This is a genomic window from Selenomonas sp. FOBRC9 (assembly GCF_000287655.1).
In the GTDB taxonomy this organism is placed as follows: domain Bacteria; phylum Bacillota; class Negativicutes; order Selenomonadales; family Selenomonadaceae; genus Centipeda; species Centipeda artemidis.
Window position 1 is genome coordinate 1 of record NZ_ALJR01000040.1, and the last position, 20785, is coordinate 20785.

Genomic DNA, 20785 nt, shown 5'->3' on the forward strand with positions numbered 1-20785 from the left:
GAATCTTTGACAAAAAGAAAATAGAAGAGCAGCAGGAACTTGCCGCCGTCTTCGGCGAAGAGGCATACCGACTCGCCCATAACATGAAAGACGACGGGAGCGGCAGAAAGATCCTTGTTCACGCAGCCATCGGCGGCATCATGAGCAGCATCACGGGCGCGGGCTTCACTTCGGGTGCTGTAGGAGCGGGACTGAACGAAGCCGTGATCAAGGAAATCGATAAGATTGCCAAGCATGACCCGGGCGCGGCACAAATCGTGAGCGCTATCGTCGGTGCGGCGGCAGCCAAGGCGGCCGGCGGGAACGCAGCGGCGGGTGCGAGTGCAGCGGCAAGCGGGACGAAGTGGAACTATCTTCTTGTAAATCAGTACAACCGTATGCGGAGGGAACTGGCAGCAGCAAAAACAGAAGAAGAAAAAGCAGCCGTTATTGCATTTTGGACTAAGATTTATGATAAGCAAAGAGCGGAGCTCAAGCAGGATATAGAAAACTTCCCCTTCGATGGCAGTAAAATCACACGCCTATGGTACGAATATAAATTCCTTAGGAAATATCGAAACCCCCTATATGAATTAGATGGGACAGCAAGTTTTATATTGCCGCCAACATTATCTACAGGCTCTAAAAACGATGACCCAGTTTTAGGGAAGGAGGCGTTGCAAAATATTGTCTCAGGAACAGAATCATTAAAATATAGCTATCTTGGAGATCATGGGTATATTCCATCAACCGCACAGACAGGCTTCAGGTGGTTTGGTAGAGCCGGCGGTGTGTCCGGATCAATCTTTTCTATCACAGATTTTCATGAAGATTATCAGAAATATAGTGGCGGAGATTTAGCAAAGGCTTGGATATCGGATCTAATTCCCTTGGGTAGCGGGCTAGCTGGCGGAGCTGCCGGAACATACGTCGGTACATATATCGGCGGATTGGTTGGTGGAGGCTCCGGAGTATTAACTGGTGGAGCTGCCGGAACCATAGTTGGTCCCGAGGGAACTGTTGTAGGCGGGGGAGCAGGTGGAATACTTGGTGGTATTACTGGAGCCAGTGTTGGCGCACTTGTTGGAGGTTACACCGGTGGAATTGTTGGAGGGACTGCGGGAGCTTATATAAAAGACTATGTCCGAAAAGAGCAATTTAAGATAAAAACAGATGAAGAAAAAAAGGAAGAACACTCCCAAAAAGATGATCAGGAGTAACGCTTATGTTTCCACTACTATGTATATCGTTACAGATACTAATGATCATTGTCTTACTTGATGCTTTTGATAAATACAAAAAAAATCAAGCGAGCATATATTTTTTTAAATGTATACTCGGAATAGTTTTGTTGCCCATATTAATAATCATTCCTATGTTTTTAAATACACTTGATATATCAAGTGATTTTATTCATACAGACATAGGACAATCTATTGTTATTATTATTATGGGAATGTCAGTTTTTATGTGTTCATATCCTTGCCGAAAATATATGAAATACCTAAATAGTGAAACTGTAGATAGGTTGCCTGAGAAAGATAAACAAATCTACCCTTTCAAGATGTTTATAGACAGAGGTGCATCTCTATGGATAATTGGTGCTATATGGATGCTTGTCGGAGCAGGATTACTTATCTATGAGTTATATTTAATTCTTTCTAAATAGGATTTATTCTTCGACAAAAAGACGATCGAAGAGCAGCAGGAGCTCGCCGCCGTCTTCGGCGAAGAGGCATACCGACTCGCCCATAACATGAAAGACGACGGGAGCGGCAGAAAGATCCTTGTTCACGCAGCCATCGGCGGCATCATGAGCAGTGTCACGGGCGCGGGCTTCACTTCGGGTGCCGTAGGTGCGGGACTGAACGAAGCCGTGATCAAGGAAATCGACAAAATTGCCAAGCATGACCCCGGCACGGCACAAATCGTGAGCTAAGGGCAGAGGGGCACATCCAGAAGGGTTTAATAGTCACCATTCATATCCACATATTAATTATGTTACAGCAACCGGGAAAAAGGGTATGATAAGAATACAGGAGGTAGTCAGACCATATGGAACTGGAAAATTTTAAAAAACACATGCAAATACTGAATCAGAGCCAAGTAGATGAATATCGAAGGAAATATATTGATAAATATATCAATACATACTCTAAATACTATATAGAACGAATTGAAACACTAGAAGAATTTTCTGACGGCTTGTGCTGTACGGGATATTTGTGGGACTGTTTAAAGTCTCCGACGTTTATCCACGAAGAGCAAATTGAGAAATATAGAAGTAAATTGAAACAAGTGCTAATCTTTTGGGACAATCATTCTAAGGATTTGATTTATATCAAAGACTATTGGAAATTTGGGAAGAAAACTATGGTGCGTGTAGATTACAATTTGTTTTTGGATCATGCGCATTTTTTCCCGGAAGATGTATATCTTACAGACGAAACATTGCAGTGGACGAGATCGTATTCACGCATGAAGATGACATAAATAATCGTCGCCTTATCATGCAGGTTGGCTTGTAAAATTCATCCTGTGATCATCGATTGGCACAGATATCAATATAGAGAACAGCGCTTCCTACAGCAAAGGGAAAATCCACTCCGATTTCGGGAGGAATAGATTATGGAACGAATTTCGGATAACGAAATGAGAGATATTTTGAGCAGCATCAACTTTGTGGAGCGCTACCAGGCACTCTGCATACCATATGCTATTGGTGCAAAGAACAGCTTTGAGAACTATGACAACAAACGCGTACTAGAGATTCTTTCGGAGGTGGGGTATCAAAATGTAAAGTTTTGGAAGAGTGAAAATTTCTTTCGCTCAACAAACAAGCACGGGATTTATGAGTTTTGGTATCACATAGATACAAAATACGGTATGATTGATCTGATGTGGTATGCTAGGAGAGACAAGAAGTATTATGCCGGTGATCGACTTATCAATTTAGAGCGTTTTCTGTTCAAACCGGAAAAAACATACTCGATGCCTGTCTTTCGTAATTACAAAGAACTCAAAGATTTTCTTACGGTTGGATATCAGCTGCAAGAGGATATAACGGCGGCGTTCTTGAAGGCGCAAGGAATATCCGATTGATACCGCTTCAGTCCTAAAAACTATTTTCCTGTCCCGGTACGGCAGCGTGCCGGGCAGTATTGACGTGCGCGAAAACCCGAATCAAGACATTTCAGACCTTAGCAGAGACACAAGCAATGCACTGAACGAGCTCGGGAGAATCTTTGACAAAAAAATAGGTTTGTCAAGTAAAGTGTGTAAATTCCTTATATAAAAGCGCACGGCAGATCCTCTGCATATCAAAAAGGTAAATTTCTCTGCGTCGTCGAATTTAATAAGCATATCCAATTTTTGTACGCAGAAAGGATTGTCCTATGAAAATAACGAAAAAAAGATTCGGCATTGCACTGATTGCGTCGTTAATCACCATACCTTCGACGTTTGCTGTGCATCCGGCTGAGGCGGGGATTGGGGGCGGTATCGGCATTACGTTCCCGGCGGGACATCACGGAGGGGCGCGGCTGCAGCGCACCTCTTATGCGGGCGTACGCGTGCATGATGTTTCCGAGGAGCTGACCGTTGAGGAAAAAGGCGGGCGGCTGCTGCTGAAACTCAAGGTGCACAACGAGGGGGAGAGCCTCTATATGGTCGAGCATCCGACGGGGCAGGATTATGATTTTGCGCTGCTTGATGCAAAGGGGAAGGAGATTTGGCGCTGGTCAAATACGATGGCGTTTACGCAGGCATTCCAGACGTTTGCCATTGAGCCGGGGGCGTCGCAGGAGTTTTCGGCGGAAATTGACCGCAAGACGTATCGGGAGCTTCGCGACAAGGCAGTGCTCGCTGTCGCAGGTCTGACGGATACGGGCGTCTATGTGTCGGCAGAGGTGCCGGATGCGGTGAGCGGCGGCACGCGCGGCGCGTCGATCACGGGAGGGATCATCTTCGGCAGCGGAGCTTGGTCGCGATGGTAAAGGTTCGGAGCGACAGGCTGCCTGCGAATACATGACGATGCTCCGTCGACCGGATATAATCGCGTGTGCATAAAAATGCCCCCGGATGCGCTCCTGTGCATGGAAACGGCGCGATGGGTGGACGGGAGCGGCGCTCTGCGGTATAATAAACGGTAATTTTGCTGAAACACGGGGAAGGAAACGGCGGTGCAGAGAGTTTTGAAGCGGATCATTGTCAATGCGGACGATTTTGGTCGGCATGTACTGATCAACCGCGCGGTGGAGCGCGGCGTACATGGCGGTGTGCTGCGCTCGGCGACCTTGATGCCGGGCGGCGCGGCGTTTGACGATGCGGTCTTGCTTGCACAGCGGATCCCCGCGCTCGGCGTCGGCATCCACCTGACGCTCGTCAACGGTACTCCCGTCCTGCCGCCCGCAGAGATCCCCTCGCTCGTGATGGCAGAGGGCGTCTTCTATGACGATCACAACGCCTTTGCCGTGCGTCTCCTGCGCGGGCAGGTCAATCTTGATGAGGTGCGCGCCGAGCTCGCGGCGCAGCTGCGTCGTGTGGAGACGGCGGGCATCCGACCGACGCACGCGGACAGTCATCAGCACATGCACGTCCTGCCGGGCGTTATAGACATCGTGCTCGACCTCTGCACCGCCGCCGCGATACCTGCGATGCGAGCGCCGCGTGCACCGCTCTTTGCGGGGGCGTTCGGCGGCGTCGGGCAGCTCGTCGGGCGCGCGGGGCTGTCGGTGCTCGCGCGCCGCGCGGCTGTCATGGCGCGTCGGCGCGGAATACGGACGCCCGATCGCTTCGCCGGCATCGTCGCGGGCGAGGCTGTGGATACGCGCGTTCTCACAGAGATTGTACGCGCATCTGTGGACGGCGTGACCGAGGTCATGATGCATCCCGGCACGGACAATGCCGTTCTCATCCCCGCGTGCCTCTGGGATCACGACTTCGAGGCGGAGCTGCGCGCCGTCTGCGCACCGGAGGTGCACGACGCATTCCGCGCGGCGGGGGCGGAGCCGGTGAATTTTCGTGTGTTTATGGGCGGGGAGAGTGCATGAAGCACGGCGCGCAGCCGCTGTGACAACAAGGATATTTCTTCTCGATCAAAGGAGATGGCTTCCTCTTGGATAGTTCTGCTTCGGATCTTGTCTGTTTCGTATTGCTCGTTGTGTGTCTGTCGGCGAACGCGTATTTTTCGCAGATCGAGACGGCGCTGACGGGCTCGCACCGCGGACGTCTCGAAAAGCTGTCGCTCGACGGCAATCCCGATGCGGCGGCGGCGCTCGCGCTGCTCGAGCATCCGGAAAAGCCCATCGCGATGGCGCAGGCGGGCGTGACCTGCATGAGTCTCCTCATCGGGCTTGGTATGGGACTGCTCGTTGCGCCAGCGTTCGGGCGATTCCTCGCACATCTCTTGCCGGGGATGGAGGTCTTTGCTGCAGCGCTCGTGCTGAGCATCGTCGTCATGACCGCGCTGACGCTGCTCTTTGGCGATTTTTTGCCCAAGGAGATCGCGCTGCGCCGCCCGGAGGACATTCTCCTGCGCAGTCACCGCAGCATCCGCCTTTTGACGCGGCTCACGTCGCTGCCGAGCGCGGCGCTCGTGTCGGTTTCGCGCGGGCTCCTGCTGCTCTTTGGCATCAGTCCGCAGGATCGCGCCGCTGCGACGGAGGATGCGGTGAAGGATCTCATGGAGCAGGGGACGGAGGACGGCACGTTCGAGAAGGCGGAGCAGGACATGGTGGATCGTATTTTCCACATGAGCGATCAGACTGCGTCCGCACTCATGACGCCGCGCACACGTATCGCGTGGATCGATTTGGCGGAGCCGCGGCGTGAGCAGCTGCGCATTATCCGCAGGACGCCGCACGACGTGTTCCCGGTTGCGTATGAGAACCTGGACGATTTTCGCGGCGTGATCTATGCAAAGGAGCTTCTTGACGCGATGCTCGACGGCAAGAGCATCGACCCTGCCGACTACATCAAAAAGCCGCTCTTTGTGCCGCGCACGATGGAGGGACTGCGCGTCCTCGAGAAGTTCCGCAGCGGCGACATCCACGAGGCGGTCGTGCTCGACGAGTACGGCGGCGTGGTCGGATTCATCACGATGGACGACATCATGGAGGAGATCATCGGCAGCGAGGACGGCGATGCGCCGACGGGCGCTCGCATGAGTGAGGAAGAGCGGGCGAGCTGGATCTTTGACGGGCTGTATCCGATCGACGAGTTCAAGGAGGAGTTCGGCATCGAAGAGCTTCCCGACGAGGATCACGACCATTTTCAGACGCTCGGCGGATTCGTCACCGCGCAGATCGGGCGCATTCCTGCCGTCGGTGAGACATGTGATTGGAACGGATTTACATTCGAGGTGCGGCGGATGGATCGTGCGCGCGTCGCCGAGATCCGCATGACGCGCGTGGAGTGCGCGGGCGATGCGGACGATCCGGAGTGAAGCACGGATAAGCGAGGAGGAAATATTTTGAACGAACGCATTTATAATTTTAACCCCGGTCCCGCCGTTCTGCCCGAAGAGGTACTGCGCGAGGTGCAGGAGGAACTGCCGGATTTTCGCGGGACGGGCATGTCCATCCTTGAGATCAGTCACCGTGCGCCTGCGTACGAAGAGGTACACGCGCGGGCAAAGGCGGACATTCTCGAGTTGATGGGGCTTGGCGCGGATTATGACATTGTATTTACCGCGGGCGGAGCGAGCCAGACCTTTGCGCTCATCCCGCTGAATTTTGCCTCGGTGGCGCATCCCGGCAGCTACGCACTCTCCGGATCGTTTGCGGAGAAGGCGTATGAGGAGGCGGTGCGGCTCGATGTCGGCACGGTCGCCGCCTCGACGAAGGAGGAGGATTATGCGCGCGTGCCCGCGCAGGAGGAGCTGAATATCGCGCCGAATGCTGCCTATCTCCACATCTGTCTCAACAACACGATCTACGGCACGGAGTATCACTATACGCCCGAGACGAACGGAATCCCTCTCTTTGCCGATATGTCCTCGGACATCCTCTCGCGCCCGTGGGATTTTGCGCGCTACGACTTCATCTATGCGGGCGTACAGAAAAATCTCGGCCCTGCGGGCGTCGTGCTGAACGTCGCGAAAAAGTCACTCCTCGAAACCAGTCCCGCCGAGCTGCCGACGATGCTGCGCTACAGCACGTTTCAAAAGAACGACTCGCTCTACAACACGCCGCCCGTTTTCGCCATCTACATGGTCGGCAAGGTCGCCGCGTGGATCAAGGCGCAGGGCGGACTTGCCGAGATGGGGCGGCGCAATGCGGAAAAAGCCGCGCTCCTCTATGGCGTCATCGACGGCTCGGACGGGTTCTATCGCGGGCACGCGGCAGAGGGAAGCCGCTCGCGCATGAACGTCACGTTCCGGCTCGGCAGTCCCACGCTCGAGGAGCAATTCGTCGCCGAAGCCAAGGAGCGTGGGCTCGCGGGGCTCAAAGGACACCGCAGCGTCGGCGGGATGCGCGCCTCCATCTACAACGCCATGCCGCTTGCAGGCGTCGAAAAACTTGCCGCATTTATGGAGGAGTTCCGAAAGAAGAATCGGTAAAGAGACATTAAAATAGCTGCCCCCGCAATCGCCGGTGAATGCGCATCGGGCAGCTTTTTTGTTTTCGGTTTGGGAAAATGCGGGGCGCGTCTGTTTAGCGAGCAGAATATCGATGAATTTGTTGATATATTCGCTGCTTTTTGATATAATATCCCTAGGAAAGAAGGGATCGCATGGCAAAAGCGGCACCGCTCAATAAGACCGTGCCCATCACCGCGTTCAACCGCGGGAAGGCGGGACAAATCTTTTCCGAAGTCAAGCGGTCGGGTATGGCGGTCGTGATCAAGAACAATGCGCCGGAATGCGTGCTGCTTTCTCCGCAGCAATATGAAGAGATGCGCGAGGAACTGCACGAGATGCAGCTCGCCCGGCTCGCAGCGGAGCGACTGCGCGACTTCGATGCAAAGAAGTGTATCCCGTTCGAAGAGGTCTGCAAAAATATGGGGATGTCGCCTGCGGCATGTGAGGACGGCGACGAGGTTGTATTCGAATGAAATGGGCGGTGGATTTTCTGCCGGAAGCCGCCGACGATCTCGCGCGTCTTGACGGCAGTCAACGGCAGATCGCCGTCAAGGCAATTGAAAAGGTACGACAAAATCCGCTGCCGAACACGGAGGGCGGCTACGGGAAGCCACTCGGGAATGTCGCCGGCACCGCGCTTGCGGGACTGCTTAAAATCAAGCTCAGAGGGCAAGGTCTTCGCATTGTTTATCGCCTGCTGCGCACGGAGAAGCGGATGGTGATCATCGTGATCGGCATACGGGCGGACGATCTTGTTTATCAGACGGCACAGGGCCACATCTCGAAATGATCCATAAAAAATCCCCAACCGTACGCGGCGGTTGGGGATTTTTGCTTGCATTGTTTCGTCAAATATGATCCTTAGGCAGACACGTCGACGACATTGCCGAGGTTCGGATCGACGCTTGCCGTGGTCTCCTCAAGGAGTTCGAGCGCGTCGTCGCTCGCGTTCATCGCCATCTTGGCGACGGCAATGCCGAGACTCTGCATGTCCTGCTGTTGATGCATATTGACCGACATCTGTGCAATATCCATTGTGAGATCCATTCCCTATTTCTCCTTATACATAGATGCTGAACAGGTTCAGCATGTTCGAGTAGCGCGACATCGTACTGAGCGAGCCGCCTGTGAGCAGTCCTTCCGCATAGCTGAGCTGCTTGCCGATGGATTCCTGCATGGTCGGCAGCACGCGGCTGCGCGAACTCTGTGCGAGCTGTGCATGACGATCTGCGCGTCCGGCGAGACCGTCCTTTCCGAGGATCGCCTCTGACTGTGCCGGCGAACTCGTAAGTGCGCGCGCGAGCTGATTTTCATTCACCGTCATTTGCCCCGTCTTTGCGTTGACGGTAATGCCCATCTTGGCATAGGAATCCGCCTTGTACGTCGTATCCGAGAAATCGGCAGCGAGGCGCTGTACGCCGGGACCTGCCGATTTATTCTCCGCGAGAAACGCGTTCGTCTCGTTGTACTGCGCGACGAGGTCTTTGACATTCCCAATCGCTGTTTTCAGGCGGTCGCTGTAGGTCTTGGAGCCGTCTGCGTTCGCCCTGATATCGGAGCTGTCAAGTTCGTAGCTCATTGTCTTGACCGTGCCCGCAGATTTGCGCAGATCCTTCATGTTCGAATCGTATTCCTTGTAGAACTTCGAACTGCTCTCGGCATAGGATTTGCGGAGCTGTGCCGCTTGATTTGCGATCGAAAAAATCGAGTTCAGTTCCTGTGCGCTCGAATCCTGCGCGCGGTACTGCGCGGAAAACAGACTCGACGATCCGCGCTTCGTATTCCCTCCGAAGAGCGCGGCGGTCGCGTCCATGCGTGAGCTATTGCTGTAAAGCGACGAATAGATGGAGCGTGCCGCTCCGGTCATCTGTGAAATGCTCGCCATAAATATCCCCCCTCCGTGGTCTATGGCATGGGAACAATTTCTTGTACTTATTATATCGCATTTTTAGGAAATGTCATCACTTTGGAAAGAAAAAATTTATTGTTCATAGCGGCTTTGTGGTACAATAGTAATATAATGAACGGGAGGAGGTGCGTCTTGAGCGCAGTTGCATTCATGACGCTCGGCTGCAAGGTCAATCAATTTGAAACGGAAACCATGGAGGGACTGTTCCGCGCGCGCGGCTACGATGTCGTGCCGTTCGAGGAATCCGCAGATGTCTATGTCGTCAATACCTGCTCAGTGACGCATCTGAGCGACCGCAAGTCGCGCCAGATCATCCGCCGCGCGGCACGGACGAATCCGCGCGCCTGTATCGCGGTCTGCGGCTGCTATGCGCAGGTCGCGCCAGAGGAGATTCGCGCACTCGAGGGTGTGCGCGTCGTCATCGGGACGAAGGAACGCGCACAGATCGTCGACTATGTGGAGGAGGCAATGCGCGCGGAGAGCGGCATCTCGGGGCAGATCACGGACATCATGCAGGCGCGGACGTTCGAGGATATCCCGCTCGCGCACATGCCGCAGCGCACGCGTGCATTTCTCAAGATCGAGGACGGCTGTCAAAATTTCTGCACGTTCTGCATCATTCCCTATGCGCGCGGCCCTGTCAAATCGCGTGAGCTCGCCGCCGTGCGGCGCGAAACGGAGCGGATCGCAGCGGCAGGATTCCATGAGATCGTCCTCACGGGCATTCACCTCGGCGCGTACGGCATCGACCTCCCCGGGCGCCCGACGCTTGCCGATGCCTGCCGTACCGCACTCTCTTTGCCGGAGCTGAGGCGCCTGAGGCTCGGTTCACTCGAGTCGGTCGAGCTGTCGAACGATCTGCTCGAGCTCATCCGCACCGAGCCGCGCTTTGCAGCGCACCTGCATCTGCCACTCCAGGCGGGGAGCGACGGCGTTCTTACCGCGATGAACCGCCACTATGATACGGCGGCGTTCGCACGTCTCATCGAGGATGTACGCCGCGCCGTGCCGGGCGTTGCGGTCTCGACGGACATCATCGTGGGATTCCCGGGCGAGACGGAGGCACAGTTCGAGGAGAGTCTTGATTTCGTGCGTCGGATGGGCTTTGCGCGGATGCATGTGTTCCCGTACTCCGCGCGGAGGGGAACGCCCGCCGCACGGCGTCCCGATCAAGTGCCCGCGCCCATACGCAAGGAACGCGCGGCGCGGATGCAGGCGCTCGCTGAGGAACTCGCTGTAGGCTATCACCGGGCAGCGCTCGGCACGGTCACGGATGTCCTATTTGAAACGACGGCGCACGGCGTTACGGACGGGCTCACGGACACCTATATCCGCGTCTACACCGATGCTCCCGTCACGCGCGGCGACCTTGTTTCCGTGCGGCTGACGCGCCTTTTTCGTGACGGTGTGTGGGGAGAACCGGCGTAACGGGGCACGCTGTTGGGCAATACGGCGTGATTCCTCCTCCGGAAAGTCTGTCGGCAGCATAAGGAAGTGATGGAGATGCGTATCAATGAGGCAGGAGAGATGAGAGACCTGAACATACGCATCGGCGAAGAGTTAAAAAAACACCCGGAGAAGCGCATTTTCTGGTTTATATACGAAGGGCGAAAAATCTGGGGCAAACAGACAGAGTCCGTGCGCAACGAGCGTTGGCTGCGGTTCGCGCGCTGCGCATGCCTCGTGCTGGGACTTGGAATTTTGCAGCCGGGGGTAAATCCAAATGGGAAAAAGGCACTGCATTTTGAGACGGGACGTCTGGAGCGGCTCGCGCGGCGCGGTGTCGGGGTGCCGGAAGTATATGCCTCCGGGGACGGCTGGCTGGCGCTTGCCGACTGCGGCGCACGGGTATCGGAACTCGTGGGGAGAGCGGATGTGCCGTTCTCGCAGAAGGAAGCGATGCTGGCTTCCGGCGCGGAAGATTTGGCGCATTTGCATGCTTTGGGACTGCACCACGGGCGTCCTGCGCTCAAGGATATGATGTGGGACGGCACGCGCGTGATGCTGATTGATTTTGAGGACGGGATCCTTATAGGGCTTCCGCGTGAAAAACGTATCCTGCGCGACGTGCTGCTCTTTGTGCAGAGCATCTTCAAGGAAGCCGGTGCGGATGCCAATCGCCTTGCGGAAACGGCGTTCCGCACTTATGCCGGCAGACAGCCGCACTATGCCGCACGGGCATTTGCGTATTTCGGCAGGCTGGATGCGCTCTATCTGGTTCTGAAAATATTCCTGCGCCATACGGGGAGCGACTTGGAGAGTGTTTATCGGACGTTGGCATTTTTTCGCAGCGGAGGAGACGGGCGATAGAACCTCCCCTGTCTCGTCACCAATCCGTCCGCATGGGAACGAAGCCGCGGTGTAGGATGTGTGGAACGCTTGATTCCGGTACCTGCAAGAGGATGCGGCGGTGCCTGTATGAAAAATTTTCCCTTGACACGTTCTTCTAAAGATGCTAATATAATCACCGTCGCAAGACAACGTGACTCAGTAGCTCAGCTGGATTAGAGTATTTGACTACGAATCAAAGGGTCGGGGGTTCGAATCCCTCCTGGGTCACCATTTTGATGAACGTATGGACGTCGACTTTGGTCGGCGTTTTTTTGTTGCCTTGGATTTGGCTGTTTCAATCGACTAATTGAGAATGAAAATATGAATGGGATTCATTTTTTGCTTTTCAAACGAAGTTTTTTCCTATATAATACGCATGTAAGGATTTGAAGAAAGGGTGGACTTTTGTTGGAGACGATGATGGGACGGCGCGAGCGCAAGAAGATGCAGTCGCGCAGGATGATTCTCGAGGCGGCGGTCAGCGAGTTCTCGAAGAACGGCTACAAGGATACGTCGGTTGCGGACATCATGAGGACAGCGGATCTCGGGATCGGGACGTTTTACAATTATTTTACGTCGAAGGAAGATCTCCTGTTCTCGCTTCTTAGCCGGCTCGGCGATGCCATCCGTATGGCGCTCACCGAGGCGCGGGCGGCGGATCGCACTGCGCTCGAGCTCCTTGAGGTCGGTGCGCGTGTGACGGCAAAGTTCCTCGATGAAAATCGCTTTGTGATGCCGTTGTTCCTCGCGGCATCCAGACATGCGGGACCCCAGGATACGGAGACGGGGGGGCATGGAGGTGCGGAGACCGTGGACGCGCCGCATCCGCACCAAGGGGGGCATCCCGGCGGCGGACGTATGACACCGCAGATCAAGCAGATCTTTACGGAGATCATCGCGCAGGGGCAGGCGGCGGGCGAGATTCGCCGCGACGTGCCCGTGGATCTCATCGCGGAGATGTTCCACTCGCTCTATCAGGCGGCGGCGTTTAGCCGGCTCGATCTCTCGTTTCAAGAAAATATCGCGCTCAAGACAAAGCTCTTGCTCGACGGCATCCGGGCGAGCAATGAGGCATAACCTAGTTCTGTGTATTGTATTTTAGGATAGGGGCTCCACATGATCAGCGTAACGAAATTACTTTTTATGGACGAGCACTACGGCGATGCGCTGCGCTACGGGCATAACGCGCACCGCATGAGGAACGGCGCGGCGGAGGGCATGGGACCCGTCGTCGTCTGGAACTCGACGCGCACCTGCAATCTGCGCTGCCGCCACTGCTATATGGAATCGGACGGGCAGAAATACGCGGGAGAGCTCACGACGGAGGAGGCGAAACGCTTCATCGACGGGCTTGCGGATTTTCGCGTGCCCGTATTGCTCTTTTCGGGCGGCGAGCCGCTGATCCGTCCGGATTTTTTCGAGCTGGCGGCGTATGCGCGCGACAAGGGCGTGCGGCCGACGCTCTCGACGAACGGGACGCTCATCACACGCGAGGTCGCGCAGCGCATCAAGGATCTCGGCGTCGGCTACGTCGGTATCTCGCTCGACGGGCTCGCGGATGTGAACGATATGTTCCGCGGCGTCGAGGGCGCGTACCGGCGCGCGATGGAGGGCATCGAGAACTGCGTCGCGGTCGGGCAGCGCGTGGGGCTGCGCTTTACCATCAACCACCACAACATCATGGAGCTCGATAAAATCTTTGACTTCATCGAGGAAAAGGGCATCAACCGCGTCTGCTTCTATCATCTCGTTTACTCCGGGCGCGGCGGTCAGATGATGGATGAGGACGTGACGGCGGAGCAGTCGCGCCGCGCGATGGACACGATCATCGCGCGGACAAAGGATTTTGAAGAGCGCGGACTCAAAAAGGAGATTCTGACCGTCGACAACCACTGCGATGGGGTCTATATGTATATCAAGGCGCTCGCGGAGGGCAACGACGCCGGCGCCGAGCAGATCCGCAGGCTCATCGGGGCGAACGGCGGCAACCGCTCGGGCATCGCGTTCGGTGAGGTCGATCCGCTCGGCTATGTGCATCCTGATCAGTTCACGCAGCATCATACCTTCGGCAACGTGCGCGATCGACCGTTCGGCGAGATCTGGCAGGATATGACGCACCCGATTCTCGCGGGGCTGAAGGACAGGAAGCCGCTGCTGAAGGGGCGCTGCTCGAAATGCCAATATCTCAGTTGGTGCAACGGGAATTTCCGCACGCGCGCCGAGGCGCGGACGGGAGACTTTTGGGAGTCCGATCCGTCCTGCTATCTGACGGATGAGGAGATCGGTCTTCGGGAGGCGGCTCTGTGAGCGCGCCGGAGGCGTGTGCGGCATCCGCAGTGTGCAAAGAGGTGTTCTGTCCACACGGGGGGAGCGCACATCCGGGCATGCCTGCGGTGCATCATCCTCATGGGTCGGGTCATCCGCACGCTCCGGGGCATCCGTGCGGGCACCCCGGGGGACACCCGCACGGAGCGGGACATCCCGGCGGTCGACCGGGCGGACATCCGCAGGGTGTTGCGGGCGGCGGAGTGAAGATTATCTCGTGGAACACGACGAACGCGTGCAATATGTACTGCGCGCACTGCTACCGCGACGCGGGCTGCCGTGCGGAGGAGGAACTTTCCACCGAGGAGGCAAAGAAGCTTCTGCGCGAGATCGCAAAGGCGGGCTTTCGCATCATGATCTTTTCGGGCGGCGAGCCGCTGACGCGCCCCGACATCATCGAGCTGGTCGCTTACGCGCGCGGACTGGGGCTGATCCCCGTCTTTGGCACGAACGGCACGCTGATCGACCGCACGATGGCACAGGCGCTCAAGGACGCGGGCGCGTGCGGCATGGGTATCTCGCTCGACTCGCTCGACCCGCAGAAGCACGACACGTTCCGCTCGTATCCGGGCGGCTGGACGGGTGCGGTGCGCGGCATGGAGAACTGCCGCGCGGTCGGACTGCCGTTTCAGATCCACACAACGGTCATGGACTGGAACCAGCATGAACTCGAGGCGATGACGGATTTTGCCGTCGAGATCGGTGCGAAGGCGCATCATTTCTTCTTCCTCGTGCCGACAGGACGCGCCGAGACCATCGAGGAGGAGTCGCTGCGCGCCGAGGCGTACGAGGACGTCCTCACGCGCATCATGAAAAAACAGGAAACCGTGGACATCGAGTTGAAACCGACCTGCGCGCCGCAGTTCCTGCGCATCGCGGATCAGATCGGCACGCCGACGCGCTTCACGCGCGGGTGTCTGGCGGGACTGACGTACTGCATCATCAGTCCGCGCGGCAAGGTGCAGCCCTGTGCCTATCTCAACCGTGAACTCGGCGACGTGCGCGAGACCCCGTTCGATGAGATCTGGGCAAAGAACGAAGTGTTCCAAAAGCTCCGCACACTCGACTACGGCGGCGGATGCGGCTCCTGCAGCTATAAGAAATCCTGCGGCGGATGCCGCGCCCGCGCCGCGTATTATCACGGCGGGGATTATATGGCGGAGGAGCCGTGGTGTCTGTACCATGGTCGCCGCGGAGAGGCGTGACGTGCGATCTTGGCGTCTAGCGTCGTTATTCGTCGAATACTGCGCTCGACGTAGCTTTTAACTACGCCTTCGCTTGTATTCTCCTCATGCCTAGCTATACATCCAAGCTTGCACGTCACTTAGCGTTGCTTATAGAGGGGGAGGTGTGACACGGGATTTTGGCGCATAGCTGTGTCACTGCGAAAAATCCTGCAGTTGACGTAGGTCTTAACTACGCCTGCCCTTGGATTTTTCTTGTTCCTTGTTCTGCATCCAAACTTCCGCGTCACTTACTATCCGTATAAAGATGATGATGCTGGAGTTTCGTGCTGCTTCCGCATCGTTTGTCCTCCGGACGAAGGGGATAATATGCGGCTTTTAGCTGTATGTTGACAGTATCTTCAAGCTGTTTTACACTGATGATAAGGAAGGAGTGATCATGGTGTCGCAGACGAGTGTGAGCATTCGCATGGATAGAGATCTGAAAACGGCGTTTAATGATTTTTGCAGCGATATGGGTATCAGCATGACGACAGCGTTTAATCTTTTTGCGTGGAAGACGGTGAGCGAGTATCGCATCCCCTTCGATGTGGGAGATTCTCTGCCGAATGCGGAAACCCTAGAGGCGATTGAGGAAGTTCGACGTATGAAGGAGAATCCCTCTCTCGGAAAAACGTATACGGATGTCGATGAGATGATGCGGGAGCTGTTGGCGTGAAATATACCGTACGGCCAACGACAAAATTTCAAAAGGATCTGAAACGTATACAAAAGCGAGGTTACAATATAGATCTCCTGACTGAGATTATTAAAAAGCTTGCGAACGGTGAGGGGCTTCCACCAAAGAACAGAGACCATGCGCTTACCGGTAACTATGCGTCATGTAGGGAATGTCATATTACACCCGACTGGCTTTTAGTCTATGAGATTCTTGAGAAAGAACTGATTTTGTATCTAACAAGAACAGGATCACATACTGATTTATTTTAATGTGATAGAAAAAACCCGGCAGTATCGACGATTCGGTGTCGATGCTGCCGGGTTCGTTTTTGGATTTATTCTTTCACATGCAGTGCGCGCATGGCGTTGAGGATGGCGAGGACGGTGACGCCGACGTCGGCGAAGATTGCCGCCCAGAGACCCGCCATGCCGAGTGCGCCGAGGACGAGGACGATGCCCTTGATGCCGATGGCAAAGATGATGTTCTGCCAGGCGATGCGCATGGTCTTGCGTGCGATGTCGATCGCGGTTGCGATCTTCTTCGGCTCGTCGGTCATGAGTACGACGTCCGCCGCCTCAATCGCGGCATCCGAGCCGAGCGCGCCCATCGCGATGCCGACGTCCGCGCGCGCGAGCACGGGGGCGTCGTTAATGCCGTCGCCAACGTAGGCGAGCGTTGCGCCCTCCTTACGACCCGCAAGGCGTTCTTCGACCTGTGCGACCTTGTCCTGCGGGAGGAGTTCGGCGTGGATGGTGTCGATGCCGAGCGATTTGCCGACCGATGTGCCGATCCACTTCGAGTCGCCCGTCAGCATGACGGTCTCGCCGATGCCGCGCTCCTTGAGGGCGCTGACCGCGACCTTTGCATCATCCTTCACCTCGTCGGCGATGTGGACGACGCCTGCATAGCGTCCGTTGATGGCAAGGCAAACCGCACCGACGTGCGGGATGGCGGGCATATCCTTGGTGTTCTTTGCCTTGAGGAAGTCCACCGTCCCGAGGAGGATGATGCGTCCGTTGATGTGTGCGGAGATGCCGCGCCCCGCCTTTTCCTCGAGGGCGTGCACGTCCGTCCCCTCCGTCGAGTGCCCGCCCGAGGTGAAGGCGCGCACGATGGAGACGCCGATGGGATGTGTGGAGTAGCGTTCCGCGTTCGCTGCGTAAAAGAGTACCTCGTCCTTTGAGAACCCGTTCGCGGGCAGAACGTCCGTGACGCTGAAGCTGCCCTTTGTGAGCGTGCCGGTCTTATCAAAGACGACAGTGTCTGCCTTGGCGAGCGCCTCGAGATAGTTGCCGCCCTTGATGAGGATGCCGGCGCGGCTCGCGCCGCCGATGCCCGCAAAGAAGGAGAGCGGGACGGAGATGACGAGTGCGCACGGGCACGAGATGACGAGGAAGGTCAGCGCGCGGTAGATCCAGCCCGCGAACGGATCGCCTGTCACGAGCGGCGGGACGATGGCGAGCAGCAGCGCGCCGATGACGACGGCGGGCGTGTACCAACGGGCAAAGCGTGTGATGAACGCCTCGGTCGTGGCCTTTTTGTCCGTTGCCTCCTCGACGAGCGACAGGATGCGCTCGACGGTGGATTCTTCGTACGGCGTTGTGACCTCGATCTCGAGGACGCCCGTCTGATTGATGCAGCCGCTGATGATCTCGTTGCCCTCATGCGCCTCACGCGGCATGGATTCGCCTGTGAGCGCGGAGGTGTCAAGCAGTCCCTCGCCCTTGCGGATGATGCCGTCGAGCGGGACGCGTTCGCCCGGGCGCACGAGGATCGTATCGCCGACCTCGACCTCATCCGGGAATACCTCCTCCTCCTCGCCGCCGCGCAGCACACGCGCAGTGTCGGGACGAATGTCCATGAGCGAGGAGATGGAGCGGCGGGAGCGCTGCACGGCGTAGGCTTGGAACCACTCGCCGATCTGATAGAGCAGCATGACCGCGACGCCCTCGGAGTAGTCGCCGAGGAGAATTGCGCCGATGGTCGCGATCGACATGAGGAAGTTCTCGTCAAAGACGCGCCCGTGCCGGATGTTGACGGCGGCACGCCAGAGAATGTCCCAGCCAATGAGTGCATAGGCGGCAAGGAGCAGCGCCATGCCGATCCCGGAGTGTTCGAGGATCATGCCGGGGATGAAGAGTGCCGCCGCACCGCCGATGCGATAGAGCATCCGCTTCTGTTTTTTCGACATCTTGCTTCTCCTTCTAAACTAAAAGATCAGCCTTCGAACGTGGCGCCCGGCTCGATCGTCTTGATGATCTTCCTGATTTCACCAAGGATCTCGTCAAAACGCGCGTCGTCGGCATCGAGTGTCATACGCTCGCTGAGAAAGTTCACGCGAACCTTGTTCACGCCCTCGAGCTTTGCCACGGCTTCCTCGATCTCCTGTGCGCAGTGTCCGCAGTCGAGCTCGCTCAGTTTGAATGCCTTTTTCATGGTAATTTCCCCTTCCTTCATATGCTACATATGAATAGATGTTCATTTGTATTGATTATAAGACCTGCTGCATGAAATGTCAAGCGTCAAATCATAGAAAAATAAAAATCCCTATTTTATTTTTCGCATAAGGCAATGGCCGGGACTGCCCATGTAGGTAGGGAGATAAAGGGGCATAAATATCAAAAAGGTACATCGTGCACGGGGAGATGCCCGGCATACGATGTACCTTTTCTTGTTAGAGTTTGAATTTTGATGTGATGTCGTTGAGTTTTGAGGCGGTGTGCGAAAGGGATTCGGCGCTGTCGCTCACGTCGTGCAGGCTTGCGCTCTGCTCTTCGGAGGCGGCGGCGACGTTTTCGGCGTTCGCCCCTGTCTTTTCGGCGACGGTGCCGATGCTTTGGACATTGCCGACGACAGCCTGCATATCGCCCGCCGTTTCGTCGACGGCTTTGCTGATCTGCGTGATGCTGGCGCGGACATCCTCGAGACGCTTTTGAATCGAGTTGAAACTCTTCTCCGTTTCGACAGTGACCTCTTTGCTCGCGTCCACTTTTTCCTCGGCGTTCGAGATGGCGCCGGCGGCAACCTGAATGCTCTCAATCATGCGCCCGATGGTCTGCTCGATTTCGTTTGTCGCGGCGGAACTCTGCTCGGCGAGCTTGCGCACTTCCTCGGCGACCACGGCAAAGCCGCGTCCTGCTTCGCCCGCGCGTGCCGCTTCGATGGCGGCGTTGAGTGCGAGGAGGTTGGTCTGCCCGGCGATCTCGCGGATGGTTGTGACGACATTCTTGATGGCATCCGATCCTGTGACGAGCTGTTCGGACACACGGGAGATTTCCGTCATGGAGTCGGCGACCGTCTCGTTCTGCTGGACGAGCTCGTGAATGTACTTCATGCCGCCCTTGGCATCGGCGACGGCGTCGTCCGCAGTCTGCGTGACATAGGCGCCGCTCGCGCTCATCTCCTGTGTTCGTGCGCTGACCTGCTCGATGGCGGTCGAGATCTCGCCGATGCTGTCGTTGTTGTGCGTCGCGTCGGCTGCCACCTCGGTGATCGTGTGCGCGATGCTCTCGGAGACCTGCATCTGCGACTGGACAGAGCCGGAGAGCGCTTCGCTCTCCTTCGAGAGACCGTCCGCCTCGCTTTGAATGGAGCGGACGATGTCATGCAGGGCGTTCTTCATATCGATCAGCTCATTCGCCATATCGCCGATCTCATCGTTCCATGTGGCGCGCGTGCCGGGGAAGGAGAGGTCGAGCTTGCCGAGTTTCCCGACATCGTTGCGCAGGTTCATGAGACGCCGCGCCAGTTTGCGCGCGTACCATGTCGCGCATGCAATGATGGCGATGATGCCGACGAGGCTTGCGACAAGGGCGATGATAAAGATATGGTGCGCGTTATCGTTCAGATCCTCCATCTGACCGGTGCGTACCTGCTTTTGGACGTCGGCGGTCTTTTCAAAGAGACTGTTTACATCCTCTGTCTGCTTATAGAGCTCGCTCCGCGCAGCTTCGTAGGCGTTGGCATCACCGCTCTGATACGCCGCAATGACACGCTTGGTATGTTCGTTGTATTCATGTATGCCCGTACGCAGCTGCTGGCCGAGCTGCTTGCTGTCCGGATTGACGGCGTTCTCAGAGAAACGAGTGATTTGATCCTCCGCTTTCTTTAATGCGTCCTCTGTACGGCTTGCAGCGGCACTGTCTTTTGTCACTACGTAAGAGCGGAGCTCGCTGAGCCCTTGATGGAAGTCGTCTTCCGCACGCAGCAAGGTGATGGAGTTGTCTACCGTTACGGAGAGCAAGTGCTGATAAGCACCGCTCGTCGTATCAAATTCGTATAGAACGACGCCGAGAAGCAAAACCATCAGCGCAATAACGCTGCCCAAAAGGCCGCTGAGTTGTGCACCGATTGGAAGCCGTTTTCCCATAAAAAATCCCCCTTAATACCTTTCCCAGAGGTACGATCCACTTTCCGTAATCCCTAAAATACAATCCATGATACTAGGTTATTCTGTACCTTTTAAGATGTTTTGTCAATATATTTTTCATTGAAATTTCACCCTAAATTGCAATAGCAAGTGGGACAAGTAGGGAAAAAGTTACGAGGCAGTGAATTGAGCAACATATGAATCGAAACGCTCTTTGGGTGTATCGTATCCGAGGATTTTCCTGGGGAGGTTATTCATCCAGTCCTCTACCTGTTGAATTGTGTCCGGCGTGAGGCAAGCAATATCGGTCCCCTTTGGGATAAAGCGTCGTACCATGCCGTTTTGGCGTTCATTAGTTCCGCGTTCACTTGGCGTATAAGGATGA

The 20785-nt window shown here is 56.0% G+C and carries 24 protein-coding genes and 1 tRNA gene; 19 read left to right on the forward strand and 6 right to left on the reverse strand.

Going from position 1 to position 20785, the window contains the following annotated elements; genetic code table 11:
* The 11 genes from HMPREF1147_RS11955 to HMPREF1147_RS09730 form a co-directional block, all read left to right on the forward strand.
* The coding region (locus HMPREF1147_RS11955; protein ID WP_009658731.1) for a hemagglutinin domain protein at positions 1-1199 on the forward strand (1199 nt) is incomplete at its 5' end.
* Positions 1200-1204: 5 nt separating this feature from the next.
* Complete coding sequence (locus tag HMPREF1147_RS12075; RefSeq protein ID WP_037351418.1) at positions 1205-1648, forward strand: hypothetical protein; 444 nt, start codon at positions 1205-1207, stop codon at positions 1646-1648.
* 87 nt (positions 1649-1735) lie between these two features.
* Positions 1736-1918 (forward strand): hemagglutinin domain protein, encoded by a 183-nt coding sequence (locus HMPREF1147_RS09690; protein ID WP_009658735.1) that lies wholly within the window; start codon positions 1736-1738, stop codon positions 1916-1918.
* A 116-nt stretch (positions 1919-2034) separates the two neighbouring features.
* Complete coding sequence (locus HMPREF1147_RS09695) at positions 2035-2472, forward strand: hypothetical protein (protein WP_009658740.1); 438 nt, start codon at positions 2035-2037, stop codon at positions 2470-2472.
* A 135-nt stretch (positions 2473-2607) separates the two neighbouring features.
* The gene (locus HMPREF1147_RS09700) at positions 2608-3081 is read left to right on the forward strand and encodes a hypothetical protein (protein ID WP_009658743.1); all 474 of its coding nucleotides are present in this window, start codon (positions 2608-2610) and stop codon (positions 3079-3081) included.
* A gap of 293 nt (positions 3082-3374) precedes the next feature.
* A complete protein-coding gene (locus HMPREF1147_RS09705) occupies positions 3375-3974 on the forward strand; it encodes a BsuPI-related putative proteinase inhibitor (protein WP_009658741.1) in 600 nt (199 codons plus the stop codon).
* 198 nt (positions 3975-4172) lie between these two features.
* Complete coding sequence (locus HMPREF1147_RS09710) at positions 4173-5030, forward strand: ChbG/HpnK family deacetylase (protein WP_037351420.1); 858 nt, start codon at positions 4173-4175, stop codon at positions 5028-5030.
* Between the two features lie 65 nt (positions 5031-5095).
* The gene (locus HMPREF1147_RS09715; RefSeq protein ID WP_009658730.1) at positions 5096-6424 is read left to right on the forward strand and encodes a hemolysin family protein; all 1329 of its coding nucleotides are present in this window, start codon (positions 5096-5098) and stop codon (positions 6422-6424) included.
* A gap of 27 nt (positions 6425-6451) precedes the next feature.
* A complete protein-coding gene (gene serC, locus HMPREF1147_RS09720) occupies positions 6452-7540 on the forward strand; it encodes a 3-phosphoserine/phosphohydroxythreonine transaminase (protein ID WP_009658732.1) in 1089 nt (362 codons plus the stop codon).
* A 173-nt stretch (positions 7541-7713) separates the two neighbouring features.
* Positions 7714-8034 (forward strand): type II toxin-antitoxin system Phd/YefM family antitoxin, encoded by a 321-nt coding sequence (locus HMPREF1147_RS09725; protein WP_009350611.1) that lies wholly within the window; start codon positions 7714-7716, stop codon positions 8032-8034.
* On the forward strand, positions 8031-8351 hold the full coding sequence (locus HMPREF1147_RS09730; RefSeq protein WP_009658737.1) for a type II toxin-antitoxin system RelE/ParE family toxin: 321 nt from the start codon (positions 8031-8033) through the stop codon (positions 8349-8351). Before HMPREF1147_RS09725 ends, HMPREF1147_RS09730 begins: the two co-directional genes overlap by 4 nt.
* Before the next feature lie 71 nt (positions 8352-8422).
* On the opposite strand, the gene HMPREF1147_RS09735 is transcribed toward HMPREF1147_RS09730, so the two are convergent.
* Complete coding sequence (locus HMPREF1147_RS09735) at positions 8423-8608, reverse strand: YjfB family protein (RefSeq protein WP_009350612.1); 186 nt, start codon at positions 8606-8608, stop codon at positions 8423-8425.
* 13 nt (positions 8609-8621) lie between these two features.
* Positions 8622-9446 (reverse strand): hypothetical protein, encoded by an 825-nt coding sequence (locus HMPREF1147_RS09740; protein ID WP_009439439.1) that lies wholly within the window; start codon positions 9444-9446, stop codon positions 8622-8624.
* Positions 9447-9581: 135 nt separating this feature from the next.
* Between HMPREF1147_RS09740 and mtaB the strand changes: the two genes are divergently transcribed.
* From mtaB to HMPREF1147_RS11735, 8 genes are all read left to right on the forward strand, one after another.
* Positions 9582-10898, forward strand: a complete 1317-nt coding sequence (gene mtaB / locus HMPREF1147_RS09745; protein ID WP_037351422.1) for a tRNA (N(6)-L-threonylcarbamoyladenosine(37)-C(2))-methylthiotransferase MtaB — start codon at positions 9582-9584, stop codon at positions 10896-10898.
* Positions 10899-10973: 75 nt separating this feature from the next.
* Entirely contained in the window at positions 10974-11780 is an 807-nt protein-coding gene (locus tag HMPREF1147_RS09750) for a hypothetical protein (RefSeq protein WP_009658739.1), read from the forward strand.
* Between the two features lie 174 nt (positions 11781-11954).
* Positions 11955-12032, forward strand: a tRNA-Arg gene (locus HMPREF1147_RS09755).
* Positions 12033-12221: 189 nt separating this feature from the next.
* The gene (locus HMPREF1147_RS09760; protein ID WP_037351424.1) at positions 12222-12878 is read left to right on the forward strand and encodes a TetR/AcrR family transcriptional regulator; all 657 of its coding nucleotides are present in this window, start codon (positions 12222-12224) and stop codon (positions 12876-12878) included.
* 39 nt (positions 12879-12917) lie between these two features.
* Positions 12918-14108, forward strand: coding sequence for a putative heme d1 biosynthesis radical SAM protein NirJ1 (gene nirJ1, locus HMPREF1147_RS09765; RefSeq protein WP_009658738.1), 1191 nt, complete (start codon positions 12918-12920; stop codon positions 14106-14108).
* A gap of 77 nt (positions 14109-14185) precedes the next feature.
* A complete protein-coding gene (gene nirJ2, locus HMPREF1147_RS09770; RefSeq protein ID WP_232208082.1) occupies positions 14186-15331 on the forward strand; it encodes a putative heme d1 biosynthesis radical SAM protein NirJ2 in 1146 nt (381 codons plus the stop codon).
* A gap of 418 nt (positions 15332-15749) precedes the next feature.
* Entirely contained in the window at positions 15750-16028 is a 279-nt protein-coding gene (locus HMPREF1147_RS09775; protein ID WP_009439382.1) for a type II toxin-antitoxin system RelB/DinJ family antitoxin, read from the forward strand.
* Positions 16025-16300, forward strand: a complete 276-nt coding sequence (locus tag HMPREF1147_RS11735) for a type II toxin-antitoxin system YafQ family toxin (RefSeq protein WP_009350622.1) — start codon at positions 16025-16027, stop codon at positions 16298-16300. Before HMPREF1147_RS09775 ends, HMPREF1147_RS11735 begins: the two co-directional genes overlap by 4 nt.
* A gap of 65 nt (positions 16301-16365) precedes the next feature.
* Here the strand turns inward: HMPREF1147_RS11735 and HMPREF1147_RS09780 are convergent, their stop codons facing one another.
* The 4 genes from HMPREF1147_RS09780 to HMPREF1147_RS12335 form a co-directional block, all read right to left on the reverse strand.
* Entirely contained in the window at positions 16366-18222 is a 1857-nt protein-coding gene (locus tag HMPREF1147_RS09780; RefSeq protein WP_009658733.1) for a heavy metal translocating P-type ATPase, read from the reverse strand.
* A 26-nt stretch (positions 18223-18248) separates the two neighbouring features.
* The gene (locus tag HMPREF1147_RS09785) at positions 18249-18467 is read right to left on the reverse strand and encodes a heavy-metal-associated domain-containing protein (RefSeq protein WP_009439357.1); all 219 of its coding nucleotides are present in this window, start codon (positions 18465-18467) and stop codon (positions 18249-18251) included.
* A gap of 238 nt (positions 18468-18705) precedes the next feature.
* Positions 18706-20400 carry a methyl-accepting chemotaxis protein gene (locus HMPREF1147_RS09790; RefSeq protein WP_009350626.1) on the reverse strand — a complete coding sequence of 565 codons (1695 nt, stop codon included), beginning with the start codon at positions 20398-20400 and terminating at the stop codon, positions 18706-18708.
* Between the two features lie 171 nt (positions 20401-20571).
* Positions 20572-20785, reverse strand: a 214-nt coding sequence (locus HMPREF1147_RS12335) for a transposase (protein WP_369791749.1), incomplete at its 5' end; no start/stop codon positions are given.